Source organism: Nostoc sp. CCY0012, from assembly GCF_963920855.1.
Taxonomy (GTDB): domain Bacteria; phylum Cyanobacteriota; class Cyanobacteriia; order Cyanobacteriales; family Nostocaceae; genus Cyanocohniella.
On record NZ_CAWUDM010000012.1, the window covers coordinates 1 to 19,574 of the forward strand.

The following is a 19,574-nucleotide window of genomic DNA, read 5'->3' on the forward strand; positions in this document are numbered from 1 at the left end:
TAGTTCTTGCCTGAGAAGCTACCACCCTTAAGCTCTCAAAGTCAACACCCTAGATGCATTCTGGGGAAACTGGTGAAATCAAAGCGCTAGATTTTCGGGAACGCGCACCCATCAAGGCCACAAAAGATATGTACCTGGATGCAACAGGTAAGGTACGTCCCAATGCAAGTGTCAATGGTCATTTGGCGGTGGCGACACCAGGGACGGTAGCAGGTATGTATGAAGTGCATCGTCGTTATGGTAAGTTACCTTGGCAAGAGGTAATGAAACCTGCGATCGCTTTAGCTAAGGATGGCTATATTCTCAGGCGGATTCTATCTCCTCGTTATCTGCAAGTCAGTGAGTCTTCCAGACACCCAATTTTCGACAATCCAGCAGCGCGGGAAATTTTCACTCGTAACGATGAATTTTATCAACCAGGAGAAAGACTGGTACAGCATGACTTGGCTCGAACTTTAACAGAAATTGCCCGCAATCCCCAAAGTTTTTACACAGGTGGTATTGCTTGGGCGATCGCCTCTGATATGGCCAAAAATGGTGGTTTAATTACCCTAGAAGACCTTAAAGCTTATAGACCAATTTGGCGCACTCCTGTGTGTGGCAAGTTCCGTCAAGCAAAAATCTGCTCAATGCCACCACCTTCATCGGGGGGTGTTCATTTATTGCAGATGTTAAATATTATTGGTGAAACTGATTTTAAGTCTTTAGGTTGGCGTCATCCCGATGCTTTGCATTTAATGATTGAAGCCATGAAGATTGCTTATGCCGATCGCTCAGTACATTTAGGTGATCCCGATTTTGTCAAAGTCCCTGTACAACAACTAATCAGTCCAGAATATGCCCAAAAACGTCGTCAAGAAATTGATATGGAAATGGCGAAACCGGCATCCAAGGTGCAGCCAGGAAATTTCAACTCTTTCCCCACTCCCCACTCCCTATTCCCTATTCCCACTCTCATTAAAAGTGAATCTACTGAAACCAGTCATTTAACCGTTGTCGATGCACAACGTAATGCGGTCAGTCTCACATTCACCATTAATTTAGGCTTTGGTGCCAGTGTCGTCACACCGGGGACAGGGATTATTCTCAACAACGAAATGGATGACTTCGCTGTTGCACCAGGAGTGCCGAACGCTTTTGGTTTAATAGGTAATGAAGCTAATGCGATCGCACCTGGCAAAACTCCTTTATCTAGTATGACTCCGACAATAATCACAGAGAATGGCCGCCTGCGGATGGCGGTGGGTACTCCTGGTGGTAGCACCATTATCACTCAGGTATTACAAATTATCCTGAATGTGCTGGAATACGAAATGGATATTGGGGCCGCTGTGTCCGTTTCCCGCATACATCATCAGTGGTTACCCGATAATTTAGGTGTGGAACGTTGGGGATTAGATGCACTAACTTTGCAAGAGTTACGCCGTCGCGGACACAATATTAATGAGATTAATTCTTGGGGTAATGCTAACGCGATCGTTGTCACCAAAGATGGCAATTTAGAAGGTGCCGCCGATCCTCGCGGTGAAGGTTTCCCCAAAGGTTGGTAAATTATGAATTTTGCAGTCTTGATTCGACATAGCTGCTGCTACCAAATTCGTTTGCCCGTGCGCTATGTACTAGAGTCCAGCCTGCTTTCAGAAGTTTTTGATAAGTTGCCCAACCTTTAGATCCACCAGGAATTTGGTAATCTGGTACTGCAAATTGAGGAAAAGCTGTGTAGGGTCGCCAAGGCTGATTAGGTGAGGCTTGCAAATGCAAAATTTTCTCTCCATCACTGCCGGACTTAGATAACCAGCACATTTGTCGCTGCATAGCAAACTCCTTTGCGTTTCGCTTATTTTGCATAATGGCAGATTTTTGTCAATACCTGCCTCGGCCTTGTGGGATAATTTTTTATCTCCCTAGTATGTGTGAGCAGAACTACTAAGTAAAACAGCACAATTACTTAATTCGTGACAGATCATTTGCATGTCTGGTGATGAAATGCCAAGACCAACCAGCAGAACAAGTATTTGTCCTGAACTTAGTTTGAGTGCAAGTTTTTTCTAATGGTATATGTGGTTATTGCTAGTGTATGTAGCAATAACTACGTTTTAGGTATATGGCTCAGGGTGAGTAAGCTTGTTTTGCTGGCTACAAGAGTGTAAATTCCTGATATTAGCTACTTTTCCAGTTCCTAAAAATATTTCTAGTATTTTTCCCTCCACGAAAATTTATCGGTTATGGAATCGGAATAACACACCGCCTTTGAGTAATCCTGTTTCATGACCGTAACTGCTAACAGTAAGCGATCGCAGGTTGTTAAAAATTGGTTTACCAACTACTTCTACTAACTTGAGAATCGGTAGTTGACGCTCTAACAGAGTTTGGCTTTTTTGCCAATCCAGATATATATATCCTTGATTGGGTTGGGGAATAGCCGCGATACTATCTTGGAAATTGCGATCGTTAATCAAGGAATTTTTCTTGGCTGTAATTACTTCGTTTAACGTTTCCAAGTTGGATGCGAAAATTTCGTAATTTCCCAGAGTGGTATGTACTCCTTGGACTTTAGCCTCAATAGCGAAGGTGGGACGTTTTTTGGTATCGGTTTGTTGAGTCGCCGCCTTTAACTCCGTCCAGGCAGAAATTTTTTGTTGATTCAAGTTAAAAGAACTAATATTTAGCCCATGATCTGAAGCGATCGCATCTAAATGAGATATACCTTCTGGTACATCTGCTAATCTTTCGACCACAAAAAGCCAATCAGGATTACTTTGTCCTTCCTGGGGTAACAATGCTAAGGCGTATTCTCCTTTTACCCAGCTAAATATATCTTCTGCCAAGTTAATATCCTTGGTTTTCTGTAGTTCTGTCAATGGTTGTACCAATCGGGAAATAATATCTGTTCCAGAACCAGATACGGCTGTTTTCGCTTGTGTCCAGAGTTGAGCCAAATCACTAGCACCCAAATTTTGTAAATCAGAACTAGCAATTACCATACTTGCAGCCGCAGGAACATACTCTAATGCTCCTACAGGTTTATCTAGGGCTGGGGATAAAGGCAGAATTTCCGAGTTCGTCAAAAAGTTAGTTTCTGCTAGCACTCCCTGGGAGTTCAACGACAAAGAAATAATTTGACTATCATAGGTGGCTTCGGGTAATTCTAAACCTTGCCATTCTGCCAAAATCGGCAGATTAAAAAAAGTCGTAGCAAAAGCTGACTGGGGCAATTTTTCGACAGCTTTTTGGTATTGAGGAGAACTACTCAAATTCAGATCAGGCGCTTGGACATTATTAATCGCATCTCGCAGCACCTTTGGATCATTGGCAAACAACACAAAGCCATCCACAACTGCACCTGCAAGTGCATCCTGCTGTGGGAGGGAATCGTCATAAATCAGCTTTGCGCCTTCATATTGTTCAACAGCCAAGTTGGCGCCAGATAACACCCGCCGAGAAAACAACAAATCTAAAAACTCGCGGCTTTTCTCTGGTTTATCAGTGGCTAGTGCCATGAGATACCCTGGTTGCTTACCATTTTCCGCATCGCGGTCAATATCCAAGGTAGTCACAGAAAGAGTAATTTCATTTCCTAGCCAGGGTTGAATATCTTGTTTGTAATCGATGCCACTCTTAGCAAATAAACTAGTTTTGATCTGAGATAACTCCCCTTCACGCTCCAAAGCCTGTAACTTATCAGGATTCGCCAGCAAAGAAACCATCACCGGAGCCAGTTTCGACACAAATATGGCAGCACCAGGCTGGGAACTAGAAGCCAATTTAGCCGGACTTCTAGCGAAAAACCAAAAACCTGCGATCGCAACTAGCAAAGCGATCGCCCCTGCAACCAAGAAACCAAATAATGAACGTTGGCTATTTACATTAGACATACTAAACCAGCAGTTTTACAGCCATTTAACCAGAAAGCCTCATTTGTTGCTAGGAAGAAAGGAAAAAAGATTACAGTAATACCGCAAAGTCTTTCCCCCCTGCTCCCCTGCTCCCCTGCTCCCCACTCCCTACTCCCTACTCCCCTAGTAATAGATGCTCATGCTAGGGTACGAATTTTCTGTCACCATAAGGAAGATAAGGTTGTTTACAAAAAACGCATGACAGGGAATCCTTCTGGTCTAACTATTACTCAGATTAGTGTAGAGGAACTGGCGCAACGTCTGTCTTCTAATGATGCAACTATTCAGTTAGTAGATGTGCGCGAACCGCAAGAATTAGCGATCGCTAGCATTGAAGGCTTTGTTAACTTACCCCTGAGCGAATTTGTGGAATGGGGCGATCAAGTCCCGACGATGTTTAATCCCCAAGCGGAAACCCTCGTGCTTTGTCACCACGGCATTCGTTCTGCCCAAATGTGTCAGTGGTTAATGGTGCAAGGTTTCACAAATGTGAAAAATATTGCTGGTGGTATTGATGCCTATTCTCTATTAGTTGACTCTTCAGTTCCCCAATATTAGCTGACAAAATTGTTGAGATGTCATAGTAACACCATCTCAACAGTGCTATCTTTGATACACTAATATTTCGGGAAATTATGAGGGTTAAAATTCCTCAATCTGCATATCAGGGTACATTTACTGAAGCTATATATATTAACTTCTACTAAAAAGTAGTAGTATAAAACACAGCTTTTTGGAAAATAAGCTGCAAAAATACGGAAAAACTCCCAATCATTAGATCCAGCGAACTTATCTTGGTGAACAACAGTCAAGCTATAGCAACACTAATCACAGAACTTTACCTTTCGCAACTACAATAAAATTACATAAGTTGCTATCTTAATTAACTATTATTTAACTTTTTGGCTTTCAAATCCCAAATTTTTTTAAAGTTTGATTAAAATTTGCGTTCAGCAAAACATATCCTATGGAAGTCCAGTTGACAAATCGACAACAGAATATACTTTGGGCAACGGTACGTCACTACATCGCTACGGCAGAGCCGGTTGGTTCAAAAGCGTTGGTCGAGGAGTACGACCTAGGTGTGAGTTCAGCCACAATTCGCAATGTCATGGGTGTCTTAGAGAAATCTGGGTTACTTTACCAACCACACACATCCGCCGGCAGAGTACCTTCGGACTCAGGCTATCGCATTTATGTTGACCAGCTAATTACACCTTCTTTGCGAGACGTTACGCGCACGGAAACTTTAACTAAAGAAGTAGAACTAGCACTGCAACAGCGTCTGCAATGGGAAGATTGGAGTTTGGAAGCCACACTACAAGGAGCCGCGCAGATTTTAGCAACTTTGAGTGGTTGTATTAGTTTGATTACCATGCCGCAAACCAACACAGCAACTTTGCGACATTTGCAATTGATGCAAATTGAAGTCGGACGAATCATGCTGATTGTGGTGACGGATGCTTACGAAACCCATTCTAGATTGATGGATTTATCACCAATTAATGTAGAAATACAACCAGATCCAGAGGTGATAGATCATGAATTGCAAATTGTCTCTAACTTTTTGAATACTCACTTACGGGGCAGGAGTTTATTAGAATTAGCTAATCTAGACTGGAGCGAATTAGATCAAGAGTTCCAGCGTTATGGTGAATTTTTGAAAAGTTCAGTTGCCGAATTAACCCGACGCACGCTAGCACCAAATACCACCCAAATTATGGTTCGGGGTGTAGCCGAAGTGTTACGTCAGCCAGAATTTTCTCAATTACAGCAAGTACAGACAATTATCCACCTGCTGGAAGAAGAACAAGACCAACTATGGCGATTAATCTTTGAGGAACCAGAAATAGAAGAGGCTGGTAAGTCCAGGGTAACCGTTCGCATTGGAGCAGAAAACCCACTAGAGCCGATACGCACCTGTACGTTGATTTCTTCTACCTATCGCCGGGGTTTACTACCTGTCGGAAGTGTGGGAGTATTAGGGCCGACACGCCTAGATTACGAAGGTGCGATCGCAGTGGTAGCAGCAGCAGCTGATTACCTCTCGGAAGCTTTTAGTTAATTTGTTGAGAAGATGCTCAGAAAAATTACTTTTGGGGTGCTATGGCTAGGATTTATTACCTATGCATTTATTTTTGCACCTCCCGATCAACCAAATACATTCGAGTTGATCCAAAACCTATCTCTGGGAGAATGGCAAGGTATTAACCCTCTAGTCATTGCCTTATTCAATGTCATGGGCATCTGGCCGCTCATCTACAGCGCAGTATTATTTATTGATGGTAGAAGTCAAAAAATACTAGCTTGGCCCTTCGCTACTGCTGCTTTTGCCGTTGGTGCTTTTGCCCTTTTGCCTTATTTGATTCTCCGCAATCCCAATCAAGAGTTTGTTGGGCAAAAAAATCTCTTGCTCAAATTCCTAGATTCTCGTATTACTGGCGTTGTCTTGACTATAGCCGCAGCGATTCTAGTTGCTTACGGTTTACAAGGTGATTGGGGCGATTTTGTGCAGCAGTGGCAAACTAGCCGCTTCATCCATGTCATGAGTTTAGATTTCTGTCTCCTGAGTTTATTATTTCCCTCATTACTAGGAGATGATATGGCACGTCGCGGTTGGGAAAATCAGCCAATTTTCTGGTTAACCTCCTTAATTCCATTATTTGGCCCCTTAATTTATTTATGTCTGCGTCCACCGCTATCAGCAGCAAAAGTAGAAATGACACCTAGTAAGTTGGACTAGTACCGCTGCCTTGGAAGTCGTCTTGAAAAGTTGGACTGGAGGGAAACTTTCAATCAGATTATTCAATTTGTGGTTATTATGAGTCGGAATTTTTATCTACCTTATAAGCTTGTAACAAATACTCGCCATTAAAATGAATCAGGTGGCTAGCATTTTCCGCAACCCAGACATCTGTTTCCCACGCCACTTCCGCTAAATACTCAACCATCGCTTTACGGCTCAGAAATGTAGTTACCATTACAAGGGGAATTTTTGTCCCAGCAAAGAGAGTTGCAAGTTCTTTCTTTCGCTTAGGATTAATTGGGCCATGAGAAGTTACAGCTTCAATTAAAACTAGCCAATCATTGTTTATGTGATGGATAATCACATCAGGCATTTTACCATGAGAATCGATTGTAACACCTAAATTTTCTAATGCAATTTGATTAAAATACGCAAATTTTTCATCAGTATCACCAACATAAATCAGTTTTCCTCCAGGTGTAAACCGTTGTGCAAAATCCTTAATAATCTTTTCAATCAGAATATTCTGACCGCCTGGCGATAAAGTTTTTAACTCTCCTTCAACTATTATAGGAATACGTAATAGTTCACGCTCTTGAGCATATTGTTTTTTCAAAGTTTCAACTGAAGAAAGATAAGTGCGAATGCTCTTTTTCCACTCATTAGTTCCATAAGTGCGGAGTAATTCCAGCGCACTTTCTTCAATCTGATATACTGTCTTTGGACTATTAATAGGACGTTCAGGAGCATCAGGATTTGCAATAACTAAAGTCGCGTCTAAGAATTGATGAATTGTTTGGCGACGAACAGTTTCACGAGTATTCGGTTTATATGTTTTGCCATAGTGCTGTGCCATAAATTCCATCATTGGTGTGATTCCCATCAACGGAGATGCAGCAGTTTTCCATGAATCAGTGGGCTTCAAAGCAAGTAAAGCCAGAAGGGTCAACGCTGAACGTTCATTGAGTTGGGCCCTGGGAAACTCAAGTTCAACTAATATTTGCAGTGCTTCATCAATACGAGTTTTGATTATTAAGAAATTATTTTCCGATTGATTTGTCATACTCAGTAATTCCTCTTCAATAAGTTCATCAATTTCCCTCTGTGATGGAAAATTATCTCCAATTCGTCCTCCGAGAGACATAAGTTGTTCTATTTTAGGGTACTTTAAATTTTGTAAATCAGTTGCATTAACTTGAGTATGACCATTAAATAATCGAAAAAATGTATCGATGAGAGTTGAGTTAAGATAGGCAGCAAGACCGCGTGCTAGGGTAAGATTAAGTCCTTTTCCTTTCTGGTGAAAATAATTCAGATGATTTTCAAAACCTACCCAGGAATAGCACATTTGGTTAGCATTATATACAGCAGCCACCACTCGTTTTTTTTCCTCTTTTGGAGAGAAGCGTTTAGTCAAAACATAATGTTCATTCGGTACTAAAAGTGAAGCTGTTTTTTGTGTATATATTAAGGCTTGATATTTCCTAGTTGTTTGAGGATATTCTACGTATCCTTTAAATAAATGTACTGGATAAATTAAAGGAAGACTGTTATCTTCTAGGTTTAAACGCAGATATTTTTTTACGCGAAAATCTACAACACGTCCCGTTGATACTGTTAAGCCGATGTCTTTCAAGGTGCAAGTAAAATTTGCTATTTGTTGAACTACCTGCTGACTTAATTTATCTGGAATAATGCGAATGAATTGTTGCGAGTCGTTGGAGTGAACTACTTCATCATAAGCCAAGTTATTAGACATAATAAAATCATCCTCAGTACTCCTACTTGTCGTAATGAGTACGGTATCAGATTTCTGTTTTTGTTTTGTGGCATGAATAATGATTGTTTCCTGCAAAACCTCATCATCACTAAAAGCTTCTTTTCGAGATTCAAAAAGATGTATCTGTTCTAAAGCCATCATTGCCAAAAACATTTTTCGGAAATCCTTAAAATACGGCCCATTACAAAAACTACGTGGCGAAATAGCTACAAGTTCCCCACCTGATTGAAGAAGTTGAGATGTAGCAGCTATAAAACCTGTGTAGAGATTGCTAGTTTCTAAACCCAGAGAACGTAACAAGGTACGAACCTGAGAATGAGCGTTAATTTTTAAATATGGGGGATTAATAATAGCGTGTGTAAATCTTAAATTATCAGGATTATTAAACAAACTAGGCTGAAGAAGCCTGACAGCATCCTCAATAAAGTCTTTTTCTCGGATTTCGTAATTTAAAGCAATACCTACTTTTTGACATTCTCTTGCACATAATTTCAATGTTTGATGCAAATATCTAATTAGGAAAGGATCAATTTCATAAGCAACAATTTCTAAATTATCTGGACGTTGCTGCTGAGTACAAAGTTTAGCCACAAACGCTGCAAGTAATGATCCAGATCCTGCTCCTGCATCAATTAAGGATATTTGAGATAGATTAAGTTTGTTAAACATTCCCGTCATTAATTCTGCTACAGGAGCAGGAGTTAAAAACTGTCCTAGTGTTTTTTTTTGCTTTTGCTCCTGCTTCAAACTGGCAGCAATTCTTAGAAGGTCTACTTCATAGAGTAAGTCTCTGGACAAACATCTCGTGAGACTCAATAAATTCAATATATTTTGATTATTATTGGTGATTTTTATACTGCTTGATTGCCACATTGAGGTTCAATTTATGGAATAGAAATTAACTTTATCAAATGTTCAATGCATGATATTATATGAATCAATTGCGTAAATTTTGATTGTGACCAATTTAATTATACAGATAGCTAAAGCCTGGTATTTGATTAACTAATTATATACTAAATATTTATTGGCAAAACAAAGGAGTTATTTTTGTATGATTCCGATTATTGAAACGGTTTTTTTACGCCAAATGGCTTCAGGCGATCGCTTATTTCTTCAAGTGTACAAATTCATTGGCAAGCAACCAGGAAAAAAGGTTTATATTCAATCGAATTTACACGGAGCAGAAATTGCTGGTAATGCCGTTATTCACCAACTAATTGAATTTCTATTAACCCTCAATGAGACTGAGTTAATTGGGGAAATTTGGTTAGTTCCAGTTTGTAATCCTATGGGAACTAACGAACGTTCTCATGTTTTTTCCCCAGGGCGATTTTGTGTCTACGAAGCTAGAGATTGGAATAGGATTTTTTGGGATTACGAGAAAGAAACTCATGATTTAATAGCTTTTACTAAATCTCAACTTCATCTTCATCAAGATGTCGTCCGGCAAAATTATTTAACGAAAATTCAGCAAGAATTTAGGAAAGTTTCCGAAAAAGTTAATTTTCCTAGTAGCTTACCTTACACTGATCAGTTTAGCTACAAATTACAATCTCTGAGTTTAGATGCAGATTACTTGATTGATTTACATAGTTCCACAAATCAAGGATTAAATTACCTATATTATTTTCCAAATCAGGAAGAAAGTGCTAAATTTTTTCGCTTAGAGTTGGGAGTTTTGCTAGATAAATATGATGGAGATGCCTTTGATGAAGCTTTTATTAAACCTTGGCTGGCTTTAACAACCTGTTTCAAACAGTTAGGTAGGGATATCAAATTTGATCTAGAAGCTTGGACATTAGAACTAGGAGCGGGAATGCAGATGAATCCAGATTCCGTTGCTAAAGGTGTGCAAGGGTTAAAAAATTATTTAGCGCAAAAAGGAGTGTTAAAAGTTTCTGGCTTCCCTTTACAAACAAAATCTCCAGCAATGACTTTTGCCACTAGTAGTAAAAGAAAAAAGTATTATGCGATCGCAGGCGGTATGATTCAATCTAGAGTAGAGTTAGGCAGCACCGTTAAAGCCGGAGATCGATTGTATCAAATTCTCCGTTTTAATAAAGAAAATAAATTACCAACTGTGATCGATATCTGTGCTGAAGAAAATGGATTTGTTTATGATATTGCTACTAATCAAGCCGTAAATCAAGGTGAGTTTGTTTTAGGACTTCTTCAGTAAATTTTCTTTGAAAGCTAGATGTTAGTTATTAAAAATATTACTTCGGTAGAAAATATAGGTAAATATCAACAATCCGTATCTGATGCTTGAAGATATTTATCGGTAAGTCATAGTAGATTAAACTTAAACAAGGGTAATCCCTCACAAATGCCAGGGTGAAATTATGTTTGTTGTGTATCTTCGAGAAAACCCCACTCATCCCATCTGTAAAATATAACGGCGGAGCTAAAGGTGACTAGTATTGAAAATCACACCTTCTCTTTTTCAGGAGAAGTATCTATCCCCCAGGCTCCTCCTGAGTTTAAATCAGGTTTTATCGGCATTATTGGTCGCCCAAATGTCGGTAAATCTACTTTAATGAATCAATTAGTAGGGCAAAAAATCGCCATTACATCTCCAGTAGCACAAACTACACGCAATCGTTTGCGAGGGATTTTAACTACACCAGAAGCACAGTTAATTTTTGTAGATACACCAGGGATTCATAAACCCCATCATCAATTGGGGGAAGTACTGGTGAAAAATGCCAGAATTGCCATCGACTCAGTAGATGTAGTGCTATTTGTAGTCGATGGTACAGTAGCTTGTGGTGCAGGCGATCGCTTTATTGCCGATTTACTGATTCGCAGTCAAACACCAGTGATTTTGGGGCTAAACAAAATTGACGAACAATCGCCAAATTTCCAGGTAATTGACGACAGTTACCACGCCTTAGCTGAACCTAATCATTGGCCGATAGTTAAATTTTCTGCCAAAACTGGTGCAGAAATCCCGCAACTCCAACAGCTATTAATTGAACATTTAGATACGGGGCCGTTTTATTATCCTCCGGATCTGGTAACTGACCAACCAGAACGCTTTATTATGGGCGAATTGATTCGTGAACAAATTTTGCTATTAACCCGTGAAGAAGTTCCCCATTCAGTAGCGATCGCCATTGATCTAGTAGAAGAAACACCCACTATTACCCGTGTACTGGCAACCATCCATGTTGAACGAGATTCCCAAAAAGGAATCCTCATCGGCAAAGGTGGTTCCATGCTCAAAGCTATTGGTAGTGCAGCCCGTGAACAAATTCAAAAACTAATTGCTGGCAAAGTCTACCTAGAACTATTTGTGAAAGTACAACCAAAATGGCGGCAATCTCGCATTAGATTGTCTGAATTGGGTTATCGGGTGGAAGAATAGGGGATAATTCGTAATACTTCGGCTACGCTCAGTACAAGTTCGTAATTCGTAATAGAGCCTCCGGCACGCTACGCGAACGTAATTCGTAATTCGTAATTCGGATTAAACATTGAATTACGATTTTTTTTGAATTTTTGATAGTATATTCAAATGTCTGAATATACTATTAATTCTTTAAATTGGCCTACCGATACTCCTCCACTGCGGGTATTAATTGTCGAAGATGATCCAATGATGCAACTGGGGCTAGAACAGTCATTAATGGCTCATCCTCAGTTAGAGATTGTAGGACAAGCAGAAGATGGTTATTTGGGTGTGCAAGCAGCTCTAAAATTAAAACCTGATTTGGTAATCATGGATATTGGCTTACCGCAACTTGATGGAATTGCCGCAACACAGTAAATTAAAGCAGCACTCCCAGAAACTCATGTGGTGATGTTGACATCCCACAAAACAGAGACAGAAATTATTGCCGCACTATCTAGTGGTGCCGATGCCTATTGTATCAAAGGTGCGAGTGTAGAGCGGTTATTAAGTGCGATCGCATCTGCCATTGATGGTGCAATCTACCTCGCTCCTCAGATTGCGCGACAAGTCACAGAAAAGCGATCATCTAAAACCGTTTATAACCTCATACAAAAAATCTAATCATGTCACCAGAACCTATTGAAACCATTATTGCCGCTTACTTTGCCAACATAGCAAGTATGAATCCAGAAGGCTGGGTAGACAACTTTGCCGAAGATGCAGTTAGTCATGATCCTGTAGGTGAACCACCAACAAAAGTTCATGAGGGATATCGGGAGTTTATCGGGCAATTACAAGCATTTTTTGCCAAACTGGAACCCACAACTGAGCATATTTTCGTTGCTAGCAATGAGGCGGCGGTGAAGTGGACAATGCATGGTGTAAGTAAAACTGGTAAGTCAGTCACATTTGAAGGAATTACAATTTTTGAAATTAACGCAGCTGGCAAAATTCAAACAACTCGCGCTTACTGGAATCCTGCCCAAATGGTGGCACAGCTACGTGGTTAATTATTAGGGAGTGGGGCATGAAAAAGCAGGGGGGCAAGGGGGCAGCTCACAAGTGTAGGTTTTTTATTTGGGTATGAGTAGGCACTCTCAAACAGAGCGATAAACGTGGTTCAAATAACGAAATTTCGTTCTTGGTTGGGAAATCAGAAACTAAAATTTGAGTTGTTAACCAACGTAAAAACTCCATTTCAGGCACGTTTGTAAAATACCTACACCTGTCAGCAAGGGGGCAGGGGGCAGGGGAGAAAAATTTCATCTAAGTAAATTGGATAATTTATTTTCTGGAAGTCCCTTAATTATTAGGGAGTGGGGCGTAAAGACTTGTATCCCCAATCCCCAGTGGCGAATGTTACAATGATTCGCCATCATGATCATCAACCGCCGACAATTTATTACAACCTGTGGACTAGCTACCTTAGCTACCCAACTCCCGCCACTAATTGCTCAAAGTCAAGTATCCCCCCATACTATTTTGAAACCACGCCGGTTACAACTGGGGGATACAGTAGGATTGATTGCGCCTGCGGGTATTGTTAAGGCTGAAAATATCGCCACAGCAACACAAGCCATTACGGAATTAGGATTAAATGTCAAACTGGGAGCGCATATTTTAGACAGTTACGGTTATTTGGCAGGTAAAGATATTGACCGCGCCGCAGATGTCAATAATATGTTTCTGGATAAATCTGTGAAAGCGATGATCACTATGCGGGGCGGTTGGGGCTGTAATCGGATTTTACCCCTCCTCAACTACAGCCTGATTCGCGCCCATCCTAAAATCATTTTGGGGTATAGCGATGTAACTTCTCTGCTGTTGGCTATTTATGCACGGAGTCGCGTGATGACTTTTCATGGCCCCAATGCTATTTCTATTTGGAATGAGTTTACGGTGGATTACGTCAAGCGCATCCTATTTAATGGGGAAGCCGTGACAATGGAAAATTTCGATCATATTCAGGCGATCGCACCGGGTAAAGCCAGGGGTAAACTGATTGGTGGTAACTTGTCGGTACTATCAGCAATGGTGGGTTCACCTTACTTACCTTCCTGGTATAAAAGTATTTTATTTATCGAAGATATCAACGAAGATATTTATCGGGTAGACCGGATGTTTACTCAGTTGAAAAATGCTGGCATACTTAACCACATTGCAGGGCTGATATTTGGGCAATGTACTAATTGCAGTCTTGGGGATGAACCATCGTTGAGCTTAACGCAAGTATTACAAGATCACATCCTGCCTTTGGGTATTCCTGCATGGTATGGTTCCATGATTGGTCATATTCCAGATAAATTTACCTTGCCTGTCGGTGCAGAAGTTGAAATTGATGCCGACGCTGGGACAATACAGATGTTAGAGCCGGCGGTGAGTTAAGAGTGGGGAGGGAGTAGGGAGTAGGAAAATATTCATCCTTATCTCCCTGCGATGAAATGTTTTTTTATTGAGAATCTGACTCTAAGATTTCTCCCACATCAAAGGTTCGCCCGTCTATTGTTACTTGGTCGCCTGATACTAATTTACGTCCTCGTCGGGTTTCAACTGTGCCATTGACTTTGACGTTACCATCAACAATCATTATTTTGGCTTGTCCTCCAGTTGAGGTTATACCCACAAACTTTAAAAACTGGTCGAGTTTAATCATGCTGTCAATTGTCTTATTTGATGCTGCGCCACAACTTAATTTTAGGGTGATAAGCTAATCGGCACCATAAGAACCTACTCTCAACAATGTTTAATAATAAAGGTAGGTGTTATTTTTTATTGAGCTATGTATTTAACTTGGTTCGGTGCTAATAGTTGGCTACTGGAAATCAGTAATCAACGTATACTTCTTGACCCTTGGCTGGTTGGTAATTTAGTTTTTGGCAACGCAGAATGGTTTTTCAAAGGTTACCGACCACAAGAACACCCTATTCCAAACCAGATTGATTTGATTCTGCTGTCTCAGGGGTTACCAGACCATGCTCATAAACCAACCCTCCAGCAACTTGACCACCAAATTCCAGTTGTGGCTTCTCCCACGGCGGCAAAAGTAGTGCAGGACTTGGGTTACACTTCTATCACATCTTTGAATTTTGGGGAAAGTTTTACTTTAAATAACCAAGTAGAAATTCAGGCTGTGCGTGGCTCCACAGTGGGCTACAACCTTGTAGAAAATGGTTATTTGATTAGGGACTTGACCAGTGGCTTAACACTTTACTACGAGCCTCACGGGAATCATTCCCCGGAACTGAAAAAGTTTGCCCCAGTTGATGTGTTAATTGTGCCACTTATTGATATGACACTGCCTATAATGGGGCAATTTATCAAAGGCAGAAATACAGCTTTGGAAATTGCCCAGTGGTTGCAACCCCAAGTAATGCTACCCACAGCAGTTGGTGGAGATTTGATATATGAAGGTTTGCTGGACAAACTTCTGAAAGTGGAAGGTACTCTTGAGGAGTTTCGTTTGTTACTCAAGCAGAATAATTTAGCCCCCCAGGTGATGGAAACAATGCCAGGCGATCGCTTGGAATTACAATTACAAAAGCGAGCATTATGTAATTAATTCTTAATTGTCGCCCATATTTGGGGAATTGGTGTCACTAATAGGTCACATCGAATTTTGGTTTTTTGTTTTTACTCGCTGATAAAACTCCTCCATTGTTTCAATAAAGGAATTATCTTTTGGCCAAAATGCCGGGAAATCGCCCTGTTTCTTCACCAAAATTGCTGATACACTGCTTTGATTGCCTACTTCAATAGTTGATGGTAGCCGCTTTTTGCCTAACCAAAATTCTCTAGCAGTGGGTTTTTGCTTAATTGATTGTTTTTCTATTTTGGTATAGTAAGATGTTGCAGATTCTAAAGCAATTTCCTTGGCATTTAATTCTTCAGATAATGCCTTACCTAATGGTGAAGTAGCTAATTTTGTTTGCAGTTCGGTTTTAGATAAACCTCGTAATTCAAATAACAAAAACGGATTGTTATCTAATTGGGAAGCTACTAGATAATAAACCCCAGCGATGTGCTTACAGGGATTCGCGTAATCTGGACAAGAACATCTTGTGGTGAAATCTTTACTACTGTGGGGTAATAAATTTAGTCCTAAAGCAGAAAAATTATCTTCTATATTTTCTGGGACTTCATTTAGTAGCATTCGAGAAACCACACTCGCTTTAGAAGAAAGCTTTTGAATCGCTTGATTCCAGCTTGATTTGGCAATAGGTTTAATTTCAATTGAGATATGATAAGTTGGTTCTTTATAAACACCAAAGTAGGGATTAATTGAACCTTTAACTTGAGCAGTAATGTGATTTTTATCGATTTCAAAATTTAATACTTTACCACCACGGGCATAAGAACGTCCACGTTGGAGTCGTCCATCATCAGTGAATTGTTCTAACGCTTGAATAAAGCGATCGCCCCACCAAGTCCGACTAAATTTAGCCATAAATCTAACCCATTATTATTATACATTCACTCCAAAATCGCACTCTTATTCAACGAAATCAATTGCTTAAAAGCCTCATTATCTAACTCCGTCAACCAAGATTCATCACTCCCAACCACAGCCGAAGAAAGCTTTTTCTTATCTTCAATCATCTGGTCAATTCTCTCCTCTAGGGTACCAATAGTCACAAACTTATGTACAAACACATTCTTCTTTTGACCAATCCGAAAAGCCCGGTCAGTTGCTTGATCCTCAACTGCGGGATTCCACCAACGGTCAAAATGGAAAACGTGATTGGCTTTAGTCAAAGTAATCCCCACACCACCAGCTTTCAAAGAAAGGATAAACACAGATGGTTCTGTATCCGGGTCTTGAAACTCAGTAATCATCTGTTCCCGACGGTTGCGACTTGTGCCACCATGTAAATAGTAAGTATTGCAGTGCAGACTCTGTTTAATATGCTTTTCGACACTTGCACAAACTTCCGTAAATTGGCTAAATATCAGCAAACTTTCCCCTTCAGCCACTGCTTCCTCCACCATTTCTGCTAACCGACTAAGTTTGTGCGATCGCTCGGTGGAAAATTCGCTATTATCTTGTAAGAATTGGGCTGGATGATTGCAAATTTGTTTTAATTTCATCAATGTTGAAAGTATCAATCCCTTGCGTTGAATACCTTCTATATTTTGCAATTTTTCTTCTACATCTTTTACCACCACCTCATACAGTGATGCCTGTTCTTTAGTTAAATTAGTGTAGAGTTTTTGTTCAACTTTATCTGGTAAATCACTAATAATTGATTGGTCAGTTTTCACCCGGCGTAAAATTAGCGGTTCTACCAATTTCTTGAGGGTAGTTGATTTCACCCGGTCATTGTCCTTTTGGATGGGGATTTCAAAAGACTTACGAAACTGTGCTTCTTTACCCAAATAACCAGGATTAAGAAAATTAAAAATTGACCATAAATCCAGCAAGCGGTTTTCTACCGGCGTTCCCGTCAAAGCTAGGCGGTGTTTGGCTGAAAGTTTTAAGATAGCTTTAGTTTGCGCCGCCTTGGGATTTTTAATATTTTGCGCCTCATCTAAAACCAGGCGTTGCCATGCCACACTATTTAACAGCTTTTCATCTTTCCGGGCGAGAGTAAAGGAAGTAATCACCACATCATGCTGTTGACAGGCGGCTTTGAAATCTGTAGAGTTTTGTAGGCGATCGCTTCCATGATGCACCATAGTTTTTAAATGGGGTGCAAACTTAGCAATTTCCTTTTGCCAATTACCGACAACAGAAGTAGGCGCAATTAATAAAGTAGGTAAAACAGACTCCACCGCATCCTTTTCTTGCACAAGTCTAGCAATTACCTGCACCGACTTACCTAAACCCATATCGTCTGCGAGACAACCATTTAAACCCAAGCGTTCTAGATATTCCAGCCAAGAAACACCACGTTTTTGATACTCTCGAAGAGTTCCTTGCAGATTTAATGTCTCCGAAATTGGTTCTAATTGGCTTTTATCTTGCAACTTCGCTATCATCTCCGACAGCACTTCATCATGTTCAATTTCCCACTCTTCCCCAACTTCAGCACTGCGTTGCAGAAACTCCAGCAAGTTCATCTGGGGTTGTTCATCACCGTGAGACTCCCAAAATTCCAGCAATTGCTGCATTTTATCCCGGTCTAACTCCATCCACTGACCGCGAAAATGCACTAGGGGAGATTTAGCATTAATTAGTTGTTCCCATTCCTGGGGAGTGACAACTTGGTCACCAATGGCTAATTCATATTGATACTCTACCAGCGAGTTTAGACCAAAATAACTTTTTGTTTCTCCCTTCGTTGGTGCAAGTTTACGACCAGATGCTTTGAGGCGAACTTTAGCACGACGGCGACCAGTCGGAGTATACCAAGCAGGTACAATTACTTTAAATCCGGCATCTTCTAATAACCAAGCACTTTCTTTGAGGAAGTCAAAGGCCTCATCTAAAGTCAGTTGCATTCCCACAGGCTGGTCTGTTTCTAACCCCTGCCATAATTGAGGATACATCCGTGCTGCATAACCCAAATTTAGCAGCAAATTAGTTTCAAAATTTTTGCCAAATTGTTTGTATACGCCAGTTTTAGCTGTTTTATTCATGACCCAATAATCAGCCAAATCCAACTTTAAAGAAGGGTCTTGTTTGCTGGCTACCAAAAACTGCATTTGCCAATTATTTATTTTTTCCCTAGTAGGAGAATGCAGTTGAAAGCAGAGATAAAAAGGTGAATCTGATTGGCTGCGGGTAATTTTACTTTTCCAAACTTGCCATTGCTTGTATACTTCTAAAGCAGTATTAGTTGTCAGTGGGTTATGACGTTGGGGATAAAGGCAATAGTAAATTAGGGAATCTGTAATTTGCTTATCAAAGGCTGCTGTAGAGGGTGTGTGCGTAACTAAATCATTAAGTACAGATTCAGAAAAATGTCGTAATAAAGTTTCTGGATTGTAGAACTCGACATTATCACTTGATTTGATTGCACCTGCCACACAAATCAGCGGCATATAGTCAATATATTTTTGAATATTTATTTCGTATTGCTCAGAAATAATTTCCCAATTGGCATAGATTTTAAAAGGCTGCGAAGTCGATTGCTTGCTTCTTTTCTTAGTTTTCGTTGCCTCTAATTGCCGATACTTCAGTGCAGGAATATACTGGTCTTTCAGAATTACTTGTTTAAAAGCTTGAGTGTAGTGATACCAAAATAACAAATCAGAACCGAGTTGAACTTCCTCAGAATTATATAGGGCTAAAAAATGCACATCATTGAGGAATTTAATTACATTAATTGCTGTTCCCGCCTTAGTAGAAATTAGCGTTTCATAGCAATCCACCTGCCAATATTGAAAATCCTCATAATCTTCAGTAATTTCCACTTCCAGATACTTAATTAACTCTGGCGATGGTAAAGGCTGATTATTAGTAGTTGGTAAGGCAAAATATTTGGGAGATATCAGTTGACTTAATTGATTTCCTGTGGTTTTGATTCCCAATTCCTGCGTTAAAAAATTAGTTAATTCAACCTTTGTTAAATGTCCAGGATGAATACCTTGGCTATGACTACGGTTTTTTTTATTAATAGGAGTTTCCACCCACAAACAAAAAGACCCCGACTGAATAAAATCAGTAGACGCATCTGGTATCCAGGTTCCATGCAGGACTTTCATAAAAATGACGCCTCTGGATTGTTGACAAAATCTGGTAGTTTACTATTACTTTACCAAAGATCAGTGACAAAATTATCTCTTACTCTCCGCGCCTTCGCGTCTTTGCGTGAG

15 protein-coding genes and 1 pseudogene are annotated in these 19,574 nt (G+C 40.2%); 10 read left to right on the forward strand and 6 right to left on the reverse strand.

Features of this window, described 5'->3' with window-relative positions:
- Window positions 1-53: 53 nt before the first annotated feature.
- On the forward strand, window positions 54-1,550 hold the full coding sequence (gene ggt, locus ACM0OS_RS04955; protein WP_414542053.1) for a gamma-glutamyltransferase: 1,497 nt from the start codon (window positions 54-56) through the stop codon (window positions 1,548-1,550).
- 1 nt (window position 1,551) lies between these two features.
- Here ggt and ACM0OS_RS04960 read toward each other — a convergent pair whose 3' ends face one another.
- Together ACM0OS_RS04960 and ACM0OS_RS04965 are read right to left on the reverse strand one after the other, a co-directional pair.
- Window positions 1,552-1,815 carry a hypothetical protein gene (locus ACM0OS_RS04960; RefSeq protein WP_414542054.1) on the reverse strand — a complete coding sequence of 88 codons (264 nt, stop codon included), beginning with the start codon at window positions 1,813-1,815 and terminating at the stop codon, window positions 1,552-1,554.
- 401 nt (window positions 1,816-2,216) lie between these two features.
- Window positions 2,217-3,875 (reverse strand): DUF3352 domain-containing protein, encoded by a 1,659-nt coding sequence (locus tag ACM0OS_RS04965; RefSeq protein ID WP_414542055.1) that lies wholly within the window; start codon window positions 3,873-3,875, stop codon window positions 2,217-2,219.
- Window positions 3,876-4,094: 219 nt separating this feature from the next.
- On the opposite strand from ACM0OS_RS04965, the gene ACM0OS_RS04970 reads away from it, so the two are divergent.
- The 3 genes from ACM0OS_RS04970 to ACM0OS_RS04980 all read left to right on the forward strand — a co-directional run bounded on the left by ACM0OS_RS04970 (window position 4,095) and on the right by ACM0OS_RS04980 (window position 6,639).
- On the forward strand, window positions 4,095-4,454 hold the full coding sequence (locus tag ACM0OS_RS04970; protein ID WP_414542056.1) for a rhodanese-like domain-containing protein: 360 nt from the start codon (window positions 4,095-4,097) through the stop codon (window positions 4,452-4,454).
- Window positions 4,455-4,863: 409 nt separating this feature from the next.
- Window positions 4,864-5,961 carry a heat-inducible transcriptional repressor HrcA gene (gene hrcA, locus ACM0OS_RS04975; protein ID WP_414542057.1) on the forward strand — a complete coding sequence of 366 codons (1,098 nt, stop codon included), beginning with the start codon at window positions 4,864-4,866 and terminating at the stop codon, window positions 5,959-5,961.
- Window positions 5,962-5,973: 12 nt separating this feature from the next.
- Window positions 5,974-6,639 carry a DUF2834 domain-containing protein gene (locus tag ACM0OS_RS04980; protein WP_414542058.1) on the forward strand — a complete coding sequence of 222 codons (666 nt, stop codon included), beginning with the start codon at window positions 5,974-5,976 and terminating at the stop codon, window positions 6,637-6,639.
- Between the two features lie 76 nt (window positions 6,640-6,715).
- Here the strand turns inward: ACM0OS_RS04980 and ACM0OS_RS04985 are convergent, their stop codons facing one another.
- Window positions 6,716-9,220 (reverse strand): BsuBI/PstI family type II restriction endonuclease, encoded by a 2,505-nt coding sequence (locus ACM0OS_RS04985; protein ID WP_414542059.1) that lies wholly within the window; start codon window positions 9,218-9,220, stop codon window positions 6,716-6,718.
- A 256-nt stretch (window positions 9,221-9,476) separates the two neighbouring features.
- On the opposite strand from ACM0OS_RS04985, the gene ACM0OS_RS04990 reads away from it, so the two are divergent.
- The 5 genes and pseudogenes from ACM0OS_RS04990 (at window position 9,477) to ACM0OS_RS05010 (ending at window position 14,204) form a co-directional block, all read left to right on the forward strand.
- On the forward strand, window positions 9,477-10,604 hold the full coding sequence (locus ACM0OS_RS04990; protein ID WP_414542060.1) for a succinylglutamate desuccinylase/aspartoacylase family protein: 1,128 nt from the start codon (window positions 9,477-9,479) through the stop codon (window positions 10,602-10,604).
- Window positions 10,605-10,835: 231 nt separating this feature from the next.
- Window positions 10,836-11,792 (forward strand): GTPase Era, encoded by a 957-nt coding sequence (gene era / locus ACM0OS_RS04995; RefSeq protein ID WP_414542061.1) that lies wholly within the window; start codon window positions 10,836-10,838, stop codon window positions 11,790-11,792.
- Between the two features lie 150 nt (window positions 11,793-11,942).
- Window positions 11,943-12,395 (forward strand): annotated as a pseudogene (locus tag ACM0OS_RS05000) (response regulator transcription factor); the annotation flags it as partial.
- Between the two features lie 47 nt (window positions 12,396-12,442).
- Window positions 12,443-12,829 (forward strand): nuclear transport factor 2 family protein, encoded by a 387-nt coding sequence (locus ACM0OS_RS05005; protein ID WP_414542062.1) that lies wholly within the window; start codon window positions 12,443-12,445, stop codon window positions 12,827-12,829.
- A 367-nt stretch (window positions 12,830-13,196) separates the two neighbouring features.
- Window positions 13,197-14,204 (forward strand): S66 peptidase family protein, encoded by a 1,008-nt coding sequence (locus ACM0OS_RS05010; RefSeq protein ID WP_414542063.1) that lies wholly within the window; start codon window positions 13,197-13,199, stop codon window positions 14,202-14,204.
- Window positions 14,205-14,268: 64 nt separating this feature from the next.
- On the opposite strand, the gene ACM0OS_RS05015 is transcribed toward ACM0OS_RS05010, so the two are convergent.
- Window positions 14,269-14,472, reverse strand: a complete 204-nt coding sequence (locus ACM0OS_RS05015; protein ID WP_414542064.1) for an RNA-binding S4 domain-containing protein — start codon at window positions 14,470-14,472, stop codon at window positions 14,269-14,271.
- A gap of 126 nt (window positions 14,473-14,598) precedes the next feature.
- Here ACM0OS_RS05015 and ACM0OS_RS05020 point away from each other — a divergent pair, with 126 nt between their 5' ends.
- A complete protein-coding gene (locus ACM0OS_RS05020) occupies window positions 14,599-15,378 on the forward strand; it encodes an MBL fold metallo-hydrolase (protein ID WP_414542065.1) in 780 nt (259 codons plus the stop codon).
- 45 nt (window positions 15,379-15,423) lie between these two features.
- On the opposite strand, the gene ACM0OS_RS05025 is transcribed toward ACM0OS_RS05020, so the two are convergent.
- Window positions 15,424-16,263 (reverse strand): SWIM zinc finger family protein, encoded by an 840-nt coding sequence (locus ACM0OS_RS05025; RefSeq protein ID WP_414542066.1) that lies wholly within the window; start codon window positions 16,261-16,263, stop codon window positions 15,424-15,426.
- 26 nt (window positions 16,264-16,289) lie between these two features.
- On the reverse strand, window positions 16,290-19,463 hold the full coding sequence (locus ACM0OS_RS05030; RefSeq protein WP_414542067.1) for a DEAD/DEAH box helicase: 3,174 nt from the start codon (window positions 19,461-19,463) through the stop codon (window positions 16,290-16,292).
- Window positions 19,464-19,574 lie beyond the last annotated feature (111 nt).

Bases quoted from the DNA above. Each gene is read 5' to 3' on its own strand.
- ggt (WP_414542053.1), top strand. From the start codon at position 54: ATGCATTCTGGGGAAACTGGTGAAATCAAAGCGCTAGATTTTCGGGAA.
- ACM0OS_RS04960 (WP_414542054.1), bottom strand. From the start codon at position 1,815: ATGCAGCGACAAATGTGCTGGTTATCTAAGTCCGGCAGTGATGGAGAG.
- ACM0OS_RS04965 (WP_414542055.1), bottom strand. From the start codon at position 3,875: ATGTCTAATGTAAATAGCCAACGTTCATTATTTGGTTTCTTGGTTGCA.
- ACM0OS_RS04970 (WP_414542056.1), top strand. From the start codon at position 4,095: ATGACAGGGAATCCTTCTGGTCTAACTATTACTCAGATTAGTGTAGAG.
- hrcA (WP_414542057.1), top strand. From the start codon at position 4,864: ATGGAAGTCCAGTTGACAAATCGACAACAGAATATACTTTGGGCAACG.
- ACM0OS_RS04980 (WP_414542058.1), top strand. From the start codon at position 5,974: ATGCTCAGAAAAATTACTTTTGGGGTGCTATGGCTAGGATTTATTACC.
- ACM0OS_RS04990 (WP_414542060.1), top strand. From the start codon at position 9,477: ATGATTCCGATTATTGAAACGGTTTTTTTACGCCAAATGGCTTCAGGC.
- ACM0OS_RS05005 (WP_414542062.1), top strand. From the start codon at position 12,443: ATGTCACCAGAACCTATTGAAACCATTATTGCCGCTTACTTTGCCAAC.
- ACM0OS_RS05010 (WP_414542063.1), top strand. From the start codon at position 13,197: ATGATCATCAACCGCCGACAATTTATTACAACCTGTGGACTAGCTACC.
- ACM0OS_RS05015 (WP_414542064.1), bottom strand. From the start codon at position 14,472: ATGATTAAACTCGACCAGTTTTTAAAGTTTGTGGGTATAACCTCAACT.
- ACM0OS_RS05020 (WP_414542065.1), top strand. From the start codon at position 14,599: ATGTATTTAACTTGGTTCGGTGCTAATAGTTGGCTACTGGAAATCAGT.
- ACM0OS_RS05025 (WP_414542066.1), bottom strand. From the start codon at position 16,263: ATGGCTAAATTTAGTCGGACTTGGTGGGGCGATCGCTTTATTCAAGCG.
- ACM0OS_RS05030 (WP_414542067.1), bottom strand. From the start codon at position 19,463: ATGAAAGTCCTGCATGGAACCTGGATACCAGATGCGTCTACTGATTTT.